At 60.8% G+C, this 14,052-nt stretch carries 14 protein-coding genes; 3 read left to right on the top strand and 11 right to left on the bottom strand.

Annotated features, from left to right (window positions below; translation table 11 throughout):
- Positions 1-3 precede the first annotated feature (3 nt).
- From JZX87_RS15885 to JZX87_RS15875, 3 genes are all read left to right on the top strand, one after another.
- On the top strand, positions 4-1,284 hold the full coding sequence (locus JZX87_RS15885; protein WP_183685625.1) for an ABC transporter substrate-binding protein: 1,281 nt from the start codon (positions 4-6) through the stop codon (positions 1,282-1,284).
- Positions 1,285-1,364: 80 nt separating this feature from the next.
- Positions 1,365-3,212: a DUF2264 domain-containing protein gene (locus JZX87_RS15880; RefSeq protein WP_206826698.1), complete on the top strand. Its 1,848-nt coding sequence runs from the start codon at positions 1,365-1,367 to the stop codon at positions 3,210-3,212.
- Positions 3,209-3,520, top strand: coding sequence for a hypothetical protein (locus JZX87_RS15875; RefSeq protein WP_206826697.1), 312 nt, complete (start codon positions 3,209-3,211; stop codon positions 3,518-3,520). Before JZX87_RS15880 ends, JZX87_RS15875 begins: the two co-directional genes overlap by 4 nt.
- A 357-nt stretch (positions 3,521-3,877) precedes the next feature.
- Here JZX87_RS15875 and JZX87_RS15870 read toward each other — a convergent pair whose 3' ends face one another.
- From JZX87_RS15870 to thiC, 11 genes are all read right to left on the bottom strand, one after another.
- Positions 3,878-4,687, bottom strand: coding sequence for an inositol monophosphatase family protein (locus tag JZX87_RS15870; protein WP_206826696.1), 810 nt, complete (start codon positions 4,685-4,687; stop codon positions 3,878-3,880).
- Complete coding sequence (locus JZX87_RS15865; protein ID WP_206826695.1) at positions 4,684-5,520, bottom strand: glycerophosphodiester phosphodiesterase; 837 nt, start codon at positions 5,518-5,520, stop codon at positions 4,684-4,686. The genes JZX87_RS15870 and JZX87_RS15865 overlap by 4 nt, the downstream gene beginning before the upstream one ends.
- Positions 5,521-5,523: 3 nt before the next feature.
- Entirely contained in the window at positions 5,524-6,558 is a 1,035-nt protein-coding gene (locus JZX87_RS15860) for an ABC transporter ATP-binding protein (protein ID WP_206826694.1), read from the bottom strand.
- An 8-nt stretch (positions 6,559-6,566) separates the two neighbouring features.
- Positions 6,567-7,391, bottom strand: coding sequence for an ABC transporter permease (locus JZX87_RS15855; RefSeq protein ID WP_206826693.1), 825 nt, complete (start codon positions 7,389-7,391; stop codon positions 6,567-6,569).
- 1 nt (position 7,392) lies between these two features.
- The gene (locus JZX87_RS15850; protein WP_353654203.1) at positions 7,393-8,214 is read right to left on the bottom strand and encodes an ABC transporter permease; all 822 of its coding nucleotides are present in this window, start codon (positions 8,212-8,214) and stop codon (positions 7,393-7,395) included.
- 59 nt (positions 8,215-8,273) lie between these two features.
- Entirely contained in the window at positions 8,274-9,425 is a 1,152-nt protein-coding gene (locus tag JZX87_RS15845; protein WP_206826690.1) for an extracellular solute-binding protein, read from the bottom strand.
- A 197-nt stretch (positions 9,426-9,622) separates the two neighbouring features.
- Positions 9,623-10,252 (bottom strand): thiamine phosphate synthase, encoded by a 630-nt coding sequence (locus JZX87_RS15840; protein WP_206826689.1) that lies wholly within the window; start codon positions 10,250-10,252, stop codon positions 9,623-9,625.
- Positions 10,249-11,022 carry a thiazole synthase gene (locus JZX87_RS15835; protein ID WP_206826688.1) on the bottom strand — a complete coding sequence of 258 codons (774 nt, stop codon included), beginning with the start codon at positions 11,020-11,022 and terminating at the stop codon, positions 10,249-10,251. The genes JZX87_RS15840 and JZX87_RS15835 overlap by 4 nt, the downstream gene beginning before the upstream one ends.
- A gap of 3 nt (positions 11,023-11,025) precedes the next feature.
- Complete coding sequence (thiS, locus tag JZX87_RS15830; protein WP_206826687.1) at positions 11,026-11,223, bottom strand: sulfur carrier protein ThiS; 198 nt, start codon at positions 11,221-11,223, stop codon at positions 11,026-11,028.
- Positions 11,220-12,206 (bottom strand): glycine oxidase ThiO, encoded by a 987-nt coding sequence (gene thiO / locus JZX87_RS15825; RefSeq protein WP_206826686.1) that lies wholly within the window; start codon positions 12,204-12,206, stop codon positions 11,220-11,222. The genes thiS and thiO overlap by 4 nt, the downstream gene beginning before the upstream one ends.
- The gene (thiC, locus tag JZX87_RS15820; RefSeq protein WP_206826685.1) at positions 12,206-14,041 is read right to left on the bottom strand and encodes a phosphomethylpyrimidine synthase ThiC; all 1,836 of its coding nucleotides are present in this window, start codon (positions 14,039-14,041) and stop codon (positions 12,206-12,208) included. Before thiC ends, thiO begins: the two co-directional genes overlap by 1 nt.
- Between the last annotated feature and the right edge of the window lie 11 nt (positions 14,042-14,052).

Raw genomic sequence — 14,052 nt, 5'->3', positions numbered from 1 at the left:
AGGATGTATTTGGAGACTTTCGGGAGAGGCATGAAGCTCGCTCTGGCGGGCCTGGCCCTTGCGGCTTCCACCGCAGGTGCGGCGCTCGCGCAATCCGGTGACGCCGTCACGCTGCGCTGGGCGCTGTGGGACTGGGACAAGGTTGCCTATTACAAGCCGCTGATCGAAGCCTATCAGGCCAAGAAACCCAATGTGAAGTTCGAGCATATCGACCTCGGCTCGCAGGACTATCAGCAGATGATCGCCACGCAGCTCGCTGGCGGTTCGAAGGACATCGACATCGTCACTGTCAAGGACGTGCCGAATTACACGAACCTCATCCGCGCTGGTTCGATCATGGATCTTTCGGCCTACATGAAGGAAGCCAATATCGACCCGGCCTCCTTCGGCGGTCTGGCCGAAGAAATGACGGTAGACGGCAAGATCTATTCGCTGCCGTTCCGCTCGGACTTCTGGGTCGTCTATTATAACAAGGACATCTTTGACAAAGCCGGCGTGCCCTACCCGACCAATGACATGACCTGGGCACAGTTCGACGAGACGGCAACCAAGCTCGCCGGCGGCATGGGTGTCAACAAGACCTATGGTGCGCTTCTGCATACCTGGCGCTCCACGGTTCAACTGGCCGGTATTCAAGACGGCAAGAACACGCTGGCTGGCCCGGATTATTCATTCCTGAAGCCCTGGTACGAGCGGGCGCTCAAACTGCAGAAGGACGGCGTCGTCCCGTCCTATGCAACGCTGAAGACCTCGAACACCCATTATTCGGGTCCGTTCTTCAACGGCACGATCGGCATGCTGCCGATGGGCACATGGTTCGTCGGCACGCAGATCGCCAAGGTCAAGTCGGGTGAATCGAAGAGCAAGAACTGGGGTATCGTCAAGTTCCCGCATCCGGAAGGTGTTGTTGCCGGCACGACCGCAGCACAGATCTCCGGCCTTTCGGTGAACAGCAATTCCACCCACAAGGAAGCCGTTCTCGATTTCATCAAGTTCGTCACAAGTGCGGAAGGCGCCTCGATCATCGCATCGACCGGCACGATCCCGACGGTGCGTACGCCGGAAGTGACGGCCAAGATCGCCTCGCTCGACGGCTTCCCGCAGGACGCGACCAGCAAGGCGGCGTTGGAACCCGGCAAGTCCTATCTGGAAATGGCCGTGACGCCGAATGCAGCCCGTATCGAGGTCATCCTCAACCGTGCGCATGACTCGTTGATGACCGACAATATCTCGATCGACGACGGTCTGAAGGAAATGACCGATGGCGTGAAGGCCATCAAGTAACACTCCCTGCCCCCGCGGTGACCTTGGTTGCCGCGGGGTTTTCTTTTGCCCGAACACATGCCCGATTGAATGGAAGACCGATGATCTACGATCCCGCCCGCGCCAATCCGCTTCATGGCAATCCCCTCAAGACGCGCGATGACATCGCGAAAGCGGTGATGGATCTGTTCAAGCCGCTGCTTCCCTACTTTTCCGAGGGTGGAGCACGCGTGCGCCTTAGCGCCACCGGCGCCCATTTCGATCGCACTGCGGCCGATCTAGAAGGTTTTGCCCGACCGCTCTGGGGCATCGTGCCGCTCGCCGCAGGCGGATATGACTTTCCACATTGGGAGCTTTATCGGCGCGGTCTGGCAAACGGCACGGATCCCTCCCACCCGGAATATTGGGGCGATGTTTCCCGCACAGACCAGCGGCAGGTGGAACTTGCAGCGATCGGCTTTGCCATCGCCATGGTGCCACAGTTCATCTGGGAGCCTTTGAGCGAGACACAGAAGAAGACGATTGCCGCCTATCTGATTTCGGCGCGCGACAAGGAATTCGTCGACAATAACTGGAAATTCTTCCGCGTTCTGATCGATCTCGGGCTAACACGCGCCGGTATCGATTTCGACCGCTCGCTGACGGAAAAATATCTCGATGAAGTGGAAGCCTTCCGGCTTGGCGAAGGCTGGTATCGCGACGGGCCGGTAAAGCGCGCTGATCATTACGTGCCCTTCGCCCTGCATTTCTATGCGCTGATCTATTCGGTCATTGCCAAGCACGATACCAAACGCGCTGCCGCCTATCGCGAGCGGGCACATGTATTTGCCAAGGATATCCGCCACTGGTTCGGGCCCGACGGCGCGAGCCTCGCCTTCGGCCGCAGCCAGACCTATCGTTTTGCCTGCGGCGGCATCTGGGGGGCGCTTGCCTTTGCCGGTGTCGAGGCGCTGCCCTGGAGCGAGATCAAGGGCTATTACATGCGCCATATCCGCTGGTGGTCCGAGCTGCCGATCACCGAGCGCGACGGTGTGCTTTCCATCGGCTACGGCTATCCGAACCTGATGATGAGCGAGAGCTATAACTCGGCCGGATCTCCCTATTGGGCGCTGAAATTCTTCCTGCCGCTGGCGCTTTCCGCCGATGATCCGTTCTGGGCGGCGGAAGAAACCGATGCGCCCGAATTTACCGATCCGGTGCCGCTGAAGGAAGCCGGCATGGTGGCGATGCATACGACGGGCAACACGGTCATCCTCTCGTCCGGCCAGAGCCATGACAGGATGCTCGGCGCCAACGAGAAATATTCGAAATTCGTCTATTCGACCCGTTACGGCTTCAACATCGAACTCAACGACCGGCATTTTGTCGCCGCAAGCTTCGACGGCATGCTGGGCATTTCCGACGATGGCGTGCATTTCCGCATGCGTGAAACGCTGGAAGAGGCATTGATTGCCGGCGACAAGCTTTATTCCCGCTGGAAACCATGGGGTGATGTCACGGTCGAGACCTGGCTGCTGCCGGCCAATCCCTGGCACATTCGCCTGCACCGGATCGTCACACCGCGCCCGCTGCAGACAAGCGAAGGAGGCTTTGCCATCCCGCGGGCCGATTTCAATATCGATAGTGCCGAACAATCCGGAGGGCGAGCTGTCTGGCACGGCCAGACGGATATAAGCGCCATTTTCGACCTGTCGCCGGCCTTGAAGCGCAACGGTACCGCCATCAGCGCCATTGCCAACAGCAATCTCATCCATGCCAAGACACTGGTTCCCCAGCTTCGCGGCGAGATCGCACCCGGAACGACGGTGCTTGCAACGGCGGCCGTCGCATTGCCGAAGGCGGATTTCGGTGCGGATCTGCTAGAGAACCCGCCGAAATGCCCCGACATCACCGCACTGGAACAGCTGTTCCGCAGCGAAGGAATGGTCGTGCCGGTGTTCGGCGAGTGAACCAGAAACTGGTCTCTCCGGGTTTCCGTCCGGAGAGACCAGCGCGTCGAAAAATCGACGAGCGAGATATCGACGGACCAGTCGTAGTCCTCGGGAGTAATGGTCGCGGGTCTTGGCGGAGCGAAGCCGAGCGGCAGCAGGCCGTGGCAGGTCAGTGCGGCCTGACCCGGCTCGATGATCGTGTCGTCCCGAAGAAAGCCGCGATAGGCGACCGACGAATGGCCCTTTACCCGCCCCAGAAGGCTGAAGGACACCCGCTGAACCGCCGCCTGATTGCCGTTGAGGAATTCGATCGCGATGGGTTTTGACGGATCAGAGCAGTTAGCCGGATCGACCGACACCTTTGCCGTCACCGCTTCTCTGGTGTTCTGGCGTGTCGAGGGTTGCAGCGCGGTTGCGATGGCGACGGTAATGCCGATGATCGCAACCAGGCCCAGCGCCGGATAGGCGGCGCGTCGATTGAAGAGAAACAGCAACCCCACCAACAGGATCGCGACGGCAGCCGCCAAAGCCATCACTTCACCTGTGCCATCGAGCCCGTGTATTCGAGATTATCTCCCATATTTCGGAGATAATCATAGCTCGCAAACAGGCAATAGGCTGTCGGCAAATTGGGCTGAATAGCCACACACTTGGGTGTGAACGGCTATCCAGTGATCCTCACTTCAGGCCGCATCCTTGGGCGGTGCGCTGCGCAGGCGTTCCATGAGGTAGGCATGGGTCGCCGGATTGGCGACGATCAGCGTGCCTGTCTTTTCAAAGACTTCCGGGCCGCGTCCCCACCAGTCGGTGACGATCCCTCCGGCTTCCTGGACCAGCAGAATACCGGCTGCCGTATCGACGAAACCCGTCTCCTCGTAATAGCCGGTCAGCCTGCCACAAGCGACATAGGCGCAGGAATTGGCGGCACTTCCGACGATGCGAACCGCACCGATCGGCGCGCGGATTTCATCAAGGCGCTGATAGGCCCCCGGATGCAGCGACAGGTTCGGCGTTGGAAGGCCGGTGCCGACGCACATCAGCGCCACATCGGTCGAGGCGCTGACATTGAGCCGCGTACCGTTGAGATAGGCGCCCTCGCCCTTGATGGCGGTGAACATCTCGTCGGAAACTGGATTGTAGACGAGCCCGCACATCGTTTCGTTGCCACGGCGCAGCGAAATGGTGATCGTGTAATGCTGGCCATAGATGAAGTTCGTCGTGCCATCGATCGGATCGACCAGCCAGCGATGTTCGCTGTCGGAACCTTCGACGGGCGCGAATTCCTCGCCGGTCAGGCCCCAGGGATACTGGCTGAGCAGGCGCTCGCGGATCAGCGTTTCGGATTGCTTGTCGGCGTCCGAGACGAAATCTCCCGGCCCCTTGATGCCGATCTCGATATCGCGAAACCGCTTGAAATGCTCGAGCGTCAGGGCGCCGGCCTCGCGGGCGGTTTCGACCATGTGATCGAGGATCTTGCTGTAATTGACTGTCATGAACTGAATGCCTTGGCTAACCCTTCCGGGTCATCTGTGGTGATCTGGTCGACTTTGAGCTTGAGCAGGCGCTCGACCTGGCGGATGGTTTCAGGGGTGATGTGATTGATCGTCCAGGCATCGACGCGGCGGCCGGCTGCGTGGACTGGGGCAACGAGATCGAAACCGGCCTCTTCGGCGGCAAGGACGATGCGGTAATCCAGATAGATCATCCGGGCATCGGGTGCCGTCTTCACCGCCTGTTTGATGAAACCGGAATAATCGCCCGTCGCCTTCAGCCGCGCCAGGCTTTCGCCGTAACAGGGATCGTAGCCGGTGGCGATGTCGGGAGCGGCTTTTGCCAGCGCCTGGATGGCGTCGAAATCGCCGCCCGAAAGAATGAGCGACGCGGCAATCGGCGCGGCACCTTCTCCGAAATTGGCGATCGCCTGCGGGGTCAGCGCCTCAAGATTTTCCTTGTAATCGAGCTGCAGCAGCGCATCCGGATGCACGCCCTCGCTTGCGAGAAGCGCGCAGAGATCTTCCAGCAGCAGAACCTTGTCGGTGATAGGCTCGCCGTCATTGCCGCGCAGATGCAGCTCTTGCAGGGCGGCGGCAGATGTGTCGCGCACCTTGCCCTCACCGGTCGTCTCACGCTCCAGCGTCAGGTCATGCAGGACCGCAAAACCGTGATCGCCGTGGACGACGAGATCGACTTCGACGCTTGCACCAAGCCGCATCGCCTCGACGATAAGCCCGCCGGTAAAGACCGGATCGGAAATACGGCGACGGCCGCGATGCCACTTGATGGCCGTGCGATGGCCATCGCGGTCAAGATGGATGGGTGCGCTCACGGGTCAGCTCCGGAAAATCTGCTGGTTGTTGCGATAGGCGGCTACGGCGCGGGGCTTGAGATCGACGCCCTGCCCGGTCCGGAAAAGATCGGGATGGGCTACCATCGACTTCAGCCGCGTGCCATCGGCAAGATCAAGGTCTACCAGACCGTGCGAACCGTAATCGGTCACACGATGCACTGTCGCCTTCGGCGTGTCCGAGGCAGTGAGATCGAGCGCTTCGGGGCGAATGGCAAGCGTTGCCGGACCATCTGCGATCGGCAGCAGCAAGGTGAAATCCGAACGCACGAACTGGCCGTTTGTGACCTCGCCTTCGACGAGGTTCATCGTGCCAATGAAACCTGCGACAAAAGGCGTCTTCGGATCACGATAGACGACATCGGGGCGGCCGATCTGCTCCGTCTTGCCGTTCGCCATGACGACGATGCGATCGGCCATGGAAAGCGCCTCATCCTGGCCGTGGGTGACGAACAGGGTGGTGATGCGGAGCCGCTGCTGGATATCGCGCACTTCTTCCCGCAGTCGCTCGCGCAGATGCTGGTCGAGGCTGGCAAAAGGCTCGTCGAGAAGCAGGATTTTCGGTTCAAGCACCAGCGAGCGGGCAAGCGCCACGCGCTGCTGCTGGCCGCCGGAAAGCTGGTTCGTCATGCGGTCGCCATAACCGGCGAGGCCGACCAGTTCGAGCACGGCCTCGACCTTTCCTCTGATCTCCGCCGCCGGCATGCGGCGCAGCTTGAGACCAAAGGCGAGGTTTTTGAAGACGTTCATATGGGTCCAGAGCGCATGGCTCTGGAACACCATGCCGGTCGGCCGGCGCTCGGGCGGTAGATGGGTGACGTCTTCGCCATCGATAGTGATGCGGCCGCTGGTCGGCTGTTCGAAGCCGCCGACCATGCGCAGAAGCGTCGACTTGCCGGAGCCGGAGGGGCCGAGCAGGCAGACGAGTTCGCCATCGGCGACATCGAGAGAGAAGCTGTTGACGGCATGGGTGCCGCCGGAAAAGGTCTTGGTGACCTCAGCGATATGAAGAACGGACATGATATTTCCTAACCGCCGAAACCGCGGGCAAATGCGCCGCCGCCGATAACGCGACGGGCGAACATGAGGGCGATGAACGAGGGGACCCAAAGAAGCACCGAGAGAACCGCGCCGTACTGGATGACCATCTGGTTGTTGATGTAGCTGATCATCAGAACCGGCATGGTGCGAATGCCGGGAGCACCGATCAGCCACGCGCCTTCGGTTTCATAAAAGGTGCCGACGAAGCTCAACAGCACGGCGGCGAAAATGGTCGGTCCCGCCTGCGGCAGGGTGATCGACCAGAACACCCGCAAGGGGCTCGCGCCGACATCACGGGCCGCCTCTTCCATGCGCCGATCGACCGCCTGGAAGGCCGCAACCGGGATCCAGATCATGAACATCAGCGTGCCGACCAACTGGATCAGCACGACGCCCCAGAAGGTGCCGATGAGATTGAGCTGCAGGAAGATCGCGGCGATCGCCACCAGCAGGCCGAATTTAGGAAAGGCGTGGCCGGCAAGGAAGGAGAAGAAGAGGATATCCCTGCCCGGAAATTTCATGCGCGCGAATGCGTAAGCAGCGGGCAAGCAGATCAGTGCCGAAAGCAGCGTCACCACCGTCGAGAGCTTGAGGCTCAGCGTCAGCGCGTTCCAGACGTCGGGGCGACCCAATGTCTGGCCCCAGAAACGGAAGCCGAATTTCTGCGGGATGATGTTGGGATAACGCCAGACCTCGGTAAAGGCCCAGGTAGCAACGACGACGAGCGGCCCGATGATGACCAGCGTCAGAATGACCGCGAAGGCAATGCCGGACCAGTCGAGGCGCGCGCGTTTGAGGGTAAGCGAGGTCATCTCATTTCCCCCGGTTTCTGGCGACGGAGCGCACATAGAAGAGCCCGAACAGGATGCAGAAGCCAAAGGCGACGACGGCCTGCGTCATGGCGCCGATCGGGTCCTGCACATCGCGCAGGGTGCGCTGCATGAAGGGGCCGAGCATTTCCGGCGAAGCCGGACCGAGCAGATAGGGAAGCGTGAAGGACGAAAAGATACCGAGCACCGAAAAGGAAAGCGCCACGAGGATGGAGTTGGAAATGCGCGGCAGGATGATGTGCCAGAAAACCCGGATGGTATTGGCACCGACATCGCGCGCAGCCTCGATGGACTGGTTGGCGACACTGCCGAGACCCGAAAGCAGGATCAGGACAGTCAGCGGAATATTATCCCACACAAGACCGATGACCGGCCCCCATGGCGTGAGATAGGGCGTGCGGATCTTTGGCAGTCCGACTGCATTCAAGAGGATATCTACCATGCCATTGGGGCCGAGCACGCGGATGAAGGCGAAGGCCAGGATGATCGACGGCACGAACATCGGCAATATGGCGAGGGCCTGCACATAGGCCGGCAGCCGGCCATGCGAAAAACGCAGATACAGCGCGATCGGCAGGCAGATGACCAGCAGCAGGACCGCGCAGACAAGCGTCGTCCAGAGCGTAACGGCCAGATTGTCGAGGCTGTAACGATCGGAAAAGAAGAAGGCGTAGCTCGACAGGTCGAAGCTGGAACTACCGTCGGCATCGGTGCGCCAGATGGTGCGGCTGATCGCATTGATGGCAGGCCAGATGACGAGCCAGATCACCAGATAGACGGGTATGGCGACAAGCAGGAGGCCGATGGGCCTCCTGCCTGCTGCGGTTTCGGTGGATACCGAAACCGCTCTTTCGACGAATTCGCTCACGACTTGCGGTCGACGTTCGGAGCCACGTGGCGATACCAGCCGTCATTGATGGCTGCTTCCCACTTGCCGCCCGGGAATGTCGGGATCGACTGCGGAATGATGTCGGCGAACTTCTTGCGCAGGTCTGCCGAGACGTGATCCCAGGAAACGCCCGGGAAGCCGCCGAGTTCGGTGAGGATGGCGCTCTGCATTTCTTCCGAAAGCATGAAATCGGCAAGCTTCAGCGAAGCTTCGTGGTTTGCACCATTCTCGATGACGACGGAGCGGGTAAAACCGCCGCAAAGCGCCAGATCCTGAAGCTGTACCAGACCGGTTTCAGCCGGCAGCACGCCCTGCTCGATCGCCTGCAGAACCTGGTCGGACCAGACCGGGATCATGGTGACGACGCCCTGGGAAAGCAGCTGCAGCGACTGGGTGTTGCCGGAGGAGTAAGCGCCCTTGTCGTAAAGATGCGGCGCGATATCGGCCAGAAGCTTCCAGGCCTTGCCGAGCGCTTCGTCGCCGAATTCCTGGGTATAGTTGTCGACCTTGAATGCCTTCGGGTCGAGGCCGTTTGCCTGATGGATGGCGCGGCGGACGAAATTGCCGCCCGAACCGCCCTTGTCGGGACGGTTATAGACGAACTGGCCCGGATTGGCCTTGATCCAGGTGACGAGCGCGTCCCAGGTTTTCGGCGCATCGGCCGGCTTCAGCTTGGTCGTGTCATAGGCGAGCAGAACCTGCGAACCGCGGTAAGGCAGGCTGTATTCGCTTTCGATGGCAAGCGGATTGACCTTAGAATAGTTGGAAAGACCGGCAGCCTCGATGTTGGTGTAAACGCCGGCCTTGATGGCGCCGGCCGGCAGAAGAGCGTCGGCGGATTCGAAATAGTCGGCCTGCGGATCGGCATTGGTCTGCTTGGCGGCGATTGCGCGCTCGCCGATCGCGATGATGCCGGCACCATCGCCTGCATCGACGAGGTTGAGCTTGAGGCCCGGATTGGCAGCCTCGAATGCGGGCTTAACAATGTTTGTCCAGAAATCGAGAATGTTGGTGTCCGAGCTGGTGTACCAGTCGATCTGGCCCTTGGCGGCAAAGCTCATGCGCGGAGCCAGAGCAAGACCGGCGGCGGCTCCGGCTGCGGACATCATAAAAGTACGGCGTTTCATCTTTATCTCCGATTCAGTCGGGCGAGTAAAATTGGGAACCGCCAACTCAATCGAAATATGACCGGAGGCGGCGCTGATCGGCGACTGCACAGCCGTGCAAGTGCGAACCAATCGGCGCCGTTTCTACTGTCCTCCCATAACGCTTTCATGACAGGTTTTGACAGGAACACGCATGCACAGGCCCTGTCATGAAACCTTCATCCGACCTGTACTTCCAACTTCTGTCGCGACGCGACCGTCGCCGCCAGCCATTCGAGGGTGCGTGCTTCCGGGTTTTCGTTGAGCAGGATATCGGTCACTACTGCGGCGCTTTCCGCACCCTGCTCAAGCACAAGCGGCGCGCGCTCGGCGGTAATACCGCCGATGGCGACAAGCGGAAGATCGCCGATCCGGCGCTTCCAGTCGGCAACACGCTCGACGCCCTGCGGCTGCCATTTCATCTTTTTGAGGATGGTCGACCAGACGGGGCCGAGCGCGACATAATCCGGCCTTGCGGAAAGAGCCGTATCGAGTTCGGCGATATCATGGGTGGAGACCCCAAGCTTCAGTTCCGCCCGGCGAATGGCTCCGAGATCGGCTTCCGCCAGATCCTCCTGGCCGAGATGGATGAAATCGCAGCCTTCATCGATCGCCAGTTGCCAGTAATCGTTGACAACAAGCTGGCAGCCGTGCGCCGAGCATATCGCCTTCGAGCGGCGAATTTCCCCGCGCAACACGGTGTCGGGCGTTTCCTTGATGCGCAGTTGCACAAGCTTGACACCAAGCGGTACCAGCCGCTCGATACAATCGGCGCTATCGACGATGAGGTAGAAGGGATCGAGCCTCATGAAAATACCGCCTTGCCGATGACCGGAGTCGAGGGCACCGCCATCTCGCGCGGCTCCAGCATGCCGGAAAGGTAAGCGAGACGGCCCGCATCTATCGCCTTGGCGAAAGCCTCGGCCATGGCCGGCGGGTCGCTCGCACCGGCAACCGCCGTGTTGAGCAGCACGGCGTCGTAACCCAGTTCCATGACTGTGGCCGCGTGCGACGGCCGGCCGAGGCCTGCATCGACGATCAGCGGGATTTCGGGAAAGGCAGCCCGCATGGCGACAAGCGCCGATGGATTGCGCGGCCCTGCCGCCGAACCGATCGGCGCGCACCAGGGCATAAGCAACCGGCAGCCCGCGGCCAGCAGCTTTTCGCCGACGACCAGATCGTCCGTCGTATAGGGAAAAACCTCAAATCCTTCGTCGGTGAGGATGCGCGCAGCCTCGACCAGTTCGAAGACATCCGGCTGCAGACTGTCGTGATGGCCGATGACTTCGAGCTTGATCCAATTGGTGCCGAACACTTCCCGCGCCATTTTTGCCGTCAGCACCGCCTCCGATGCGCTGTGGCATCCGGCGGTGTTGGGCAGGATGCGAACACCCAGTTGGCGGATCAGCTCGAAAAACGCGCCGCCCGTCTTGCCGCCGGATGTCTCGCGGCGCAGCGAGACGGTGACGATGCCTGCACCGGAACGCTTGACCGCGTCGGAAAGAATGGCCGGTGACGGATAACGCGCGGTGCCGAGCAGCAGGCGCGATGACAATTCCGCATCATATAGTTTCAGCATGGTTCATCCTCCCTGCATGGGCGACAGGATTTCGATCCGGTCTCCCTCCTGGAGACGCGCATCCGCCCGATCCTCGCGATGGACGAGATCGCCGTTGATGGCGGTAGCCAGCCATTCGCCCTCGTATTCGAGCGCGGCCAGAAGCTCCGCAAGCGTGCGCGTCTCCACGGACTGAGTTTCACCATTGACGATGAGGTTCATAGGGTCAGTTCCTTCTGAATGGCATAGCCGTTGGAAAGCAGGCCAGCAGCCTTTTTCGCCATGGCCGGCGCCAGCAGAAAGCCGTGGCGGTGCATGCCGGCAATCGCCAATCCGCCTTCCATTTCCACCACCCGCGGAACGTTGTCATCAAAGGCAGGACGGATGCCGACACCGGTTTCCACCACCCGCGCCTCGCCGAAGGCAGGATTCAGCGCATAGGCCGCGTTCAGCAATTCCATCAGCGAGCGCGCCGAAATCGGCCCGTCATCCTCCGTCTCGATCATCGTTGCACCGACCATGAAGCGGTGATCGTCGCGTGGCACGACATAGATCGGATGGCGCGGGTGCAGCATCCGGACCGGACGCGATAGAGCCACATCGGGGGTCTCCAGATAAAGCATTTCGCCTCGCACGCCGCGTAGGCCCGGAATATGGGGAATGGCTGCCGGGCCGGTGCAATCGAGAACGGCGGTATAGTTTTTCCTGGGCGGCGGTCCCCAGCCGAGGTGAAACTGTCCGCCATGGTTGCGGATCGCCTTTGCCAGCCCTGCCAATGCCCGGCGCGGATCGAGATGCGCCTCACCTTCGAAGAACAGCGCCTTGTCGAACCGGCCGACAAGCGACGGTTCCAGATCGGCGATTTCGTCTCTGCCAAGCCAGACATGACCGCGTGTGCGCGAAGCAAACCGAGTGAGATCGGCCAAGTCACGCGGCTGCGCCACGACCAGCGTGCCGTTGCGAATGACCGCACCCGGCACCGCCCTGTCCCACCAATCGGCGGCATCGAGCCCGAGTGTCAGCACGATCTCTTCCGCCGCCTCACGCTCGCAATAGGGCGCCAGCATGCCGCCGGCGAAATGCGATGCGCCCTGCCCGATCGTATCCTGATAATCGACGATATCGACATCTTCGCCGCGCCTGAGAAGTTCATAAGCCACCGTGAGGCCGGCAACGCCGGCCCCTTTGACGAGAAACAGAGACATCAGGCCTCACTCCCGGCATTTGCCAATGGGTTTTCCACCGGCATGTAGAGATCACCACCATCGCGATATTTCGCCGCCATCGCCTCAAGCCCCTCCTTCTGCGCCTCGGCGCGGATATCGTGTGAGATCCGCATCGAGCAGAATTTCGGCCCGCACATGGAGCAGAAATGCGCCACCTTGTGTGCGTCCTTGGGAAGCGTCTCGTCGTGGAAATTCCGCGCCGTATCCGGGTCGAGCGACAGATTGAACTGGTCCTCCCAGCGGAACTCGAAACGGGCGCGCGACAGGGCATCGTCGCGCAGCTGCGCCCCCGGATGGCCTTTTGCCAGATCGGCGGCATGGGCTGCTATCTTGTAGGTGATCACACCGGTCTTGACGTCATCGCGATCCGGCAGGCCCAGATGTTCCTTCGGCGTGACGTAGCAGAGCATGGCGGTGCCGAACCAACCGATCATCGCAGCCCCGATGGCGGAGGTGATGTGATCGTAGCCGGGCGCGATATCGGTGGTAAGCGGACCGAGAGTATAGAACGGCGCCTCGCCGCAGGTCTTCAGCTGCTTGTCCATGTTCTCCTTGATCTTGTGCATCGGCACATGGCCGGGGCCTTCGATCATCACCTGGCAATCCTTTTCCCAGGCGATTTTCGTTAGTTCTCCGAGTGTCTCCAGTTCGGCGAACTGCGCGGCATCATTGGCATCGGCAATCGAGCCGGGACGCAGGCCGTCGCCCAGCGAAAAGGTCACGTCATAGGCGCGGGCGATGTCGCAGATCTCGTCGAAATGCTCGTAGAGAAAACTCTCGCGGTGATGATGCAGACACCACTTGGCCATGATCGACCCGCCCCGCGAAACGATGCCGGTGACGCGATTGACGGTGAGGTGGATATAGGAAAGCCGCACGCCGGCATGGATGGTGAAATAATCGACGCCCTGCTCGGCCTGCTCGATCAGCGTATCGCGATAGACCTCCCAGGTGAGATCCTCGGCAATGCCGTTGACCTTTTCCAGCGCCTGATAGAGCGGCACCGTGCCGATCGGCACCGGTGAATTGCGGATGATCCATTCGCGGATATTGTGAATGTTGCGGCCGGTCGAAAGATCCATGACCGTATCGGCGCCCCAGCGGATCGCCCAGACCATCTTTTCCACCTCTTCCGCCATCGACGAGGTGACGGCGGAATTGCCGATATTGGCGTTGATCTTCACCAGAAAATTGCGGCCGATGATCATCGGTTCGCTTTCGGGGTGGTTGATATTTGCCGGAATGACGGCGCGGCCTTCCGCAACTTCGTGGCGTACGAATTCCGGCGTGATGTAATCCGGGATATGCGCACCGAAACTTTCGCCATCCCGCGTCAGGGCTTCCTTCGCAGCCTGCCGGCCGATGTTTTCGCGGATGGCGATGAATTCCATTTCGGGCGTGATGATGCCTGCGCGGGCATAGGCGAGCTGGGTGACGGCCCGGCCTGCATTCGCCTTGAGCGGCATGTTGCGGATGGGGAACTCGGGCGTCAGCCGCTCGCCGGTGGCAAAACCGTTATCCTCCGGCTTGACGTGCCGCCCCTCGTATCGGGCGACATCGCCGCGAGAAAGAACCCAGTTTTCGCGCAGGCGCGGAAGGCCTTGGTCGATCGCGACGATATGGGCAGGATCGGTATAGGGGCCGGAACTGTCATAGACTAGGACTGGCGGCTCGCCGGATGTCGGGTGAAGCGCGATCTCGCGCATCGGCACGCGGAGATCGGGATATTCCCTGCCCGCAACATGGATCTTGGTGGAAGCCGGAAATGCGCCCGAGGTAACGGTCGGGCTTTGATTTTTGGCGGCAATATTCATCGTGAGGCTCC

Origin of the sequence: Agrobacterium sp. Ap1 (genome assembly GCF_017313375.1) — a bacterium.
In the GTDB taxonomy this organism is placed as follows: domain Bacteria; phylum Pseudomonadota; class Alphaproteobacteria; order Rhizobiales; family Rhizobiaceae; genus Neorhizobium; species Neorhizobium cellulosilyticum.
The sequence above is the reverse complement of the archived record's forward strand: the minus strand, read 5'-3'. Positions and strand labels throughout refer to the sequence as shown.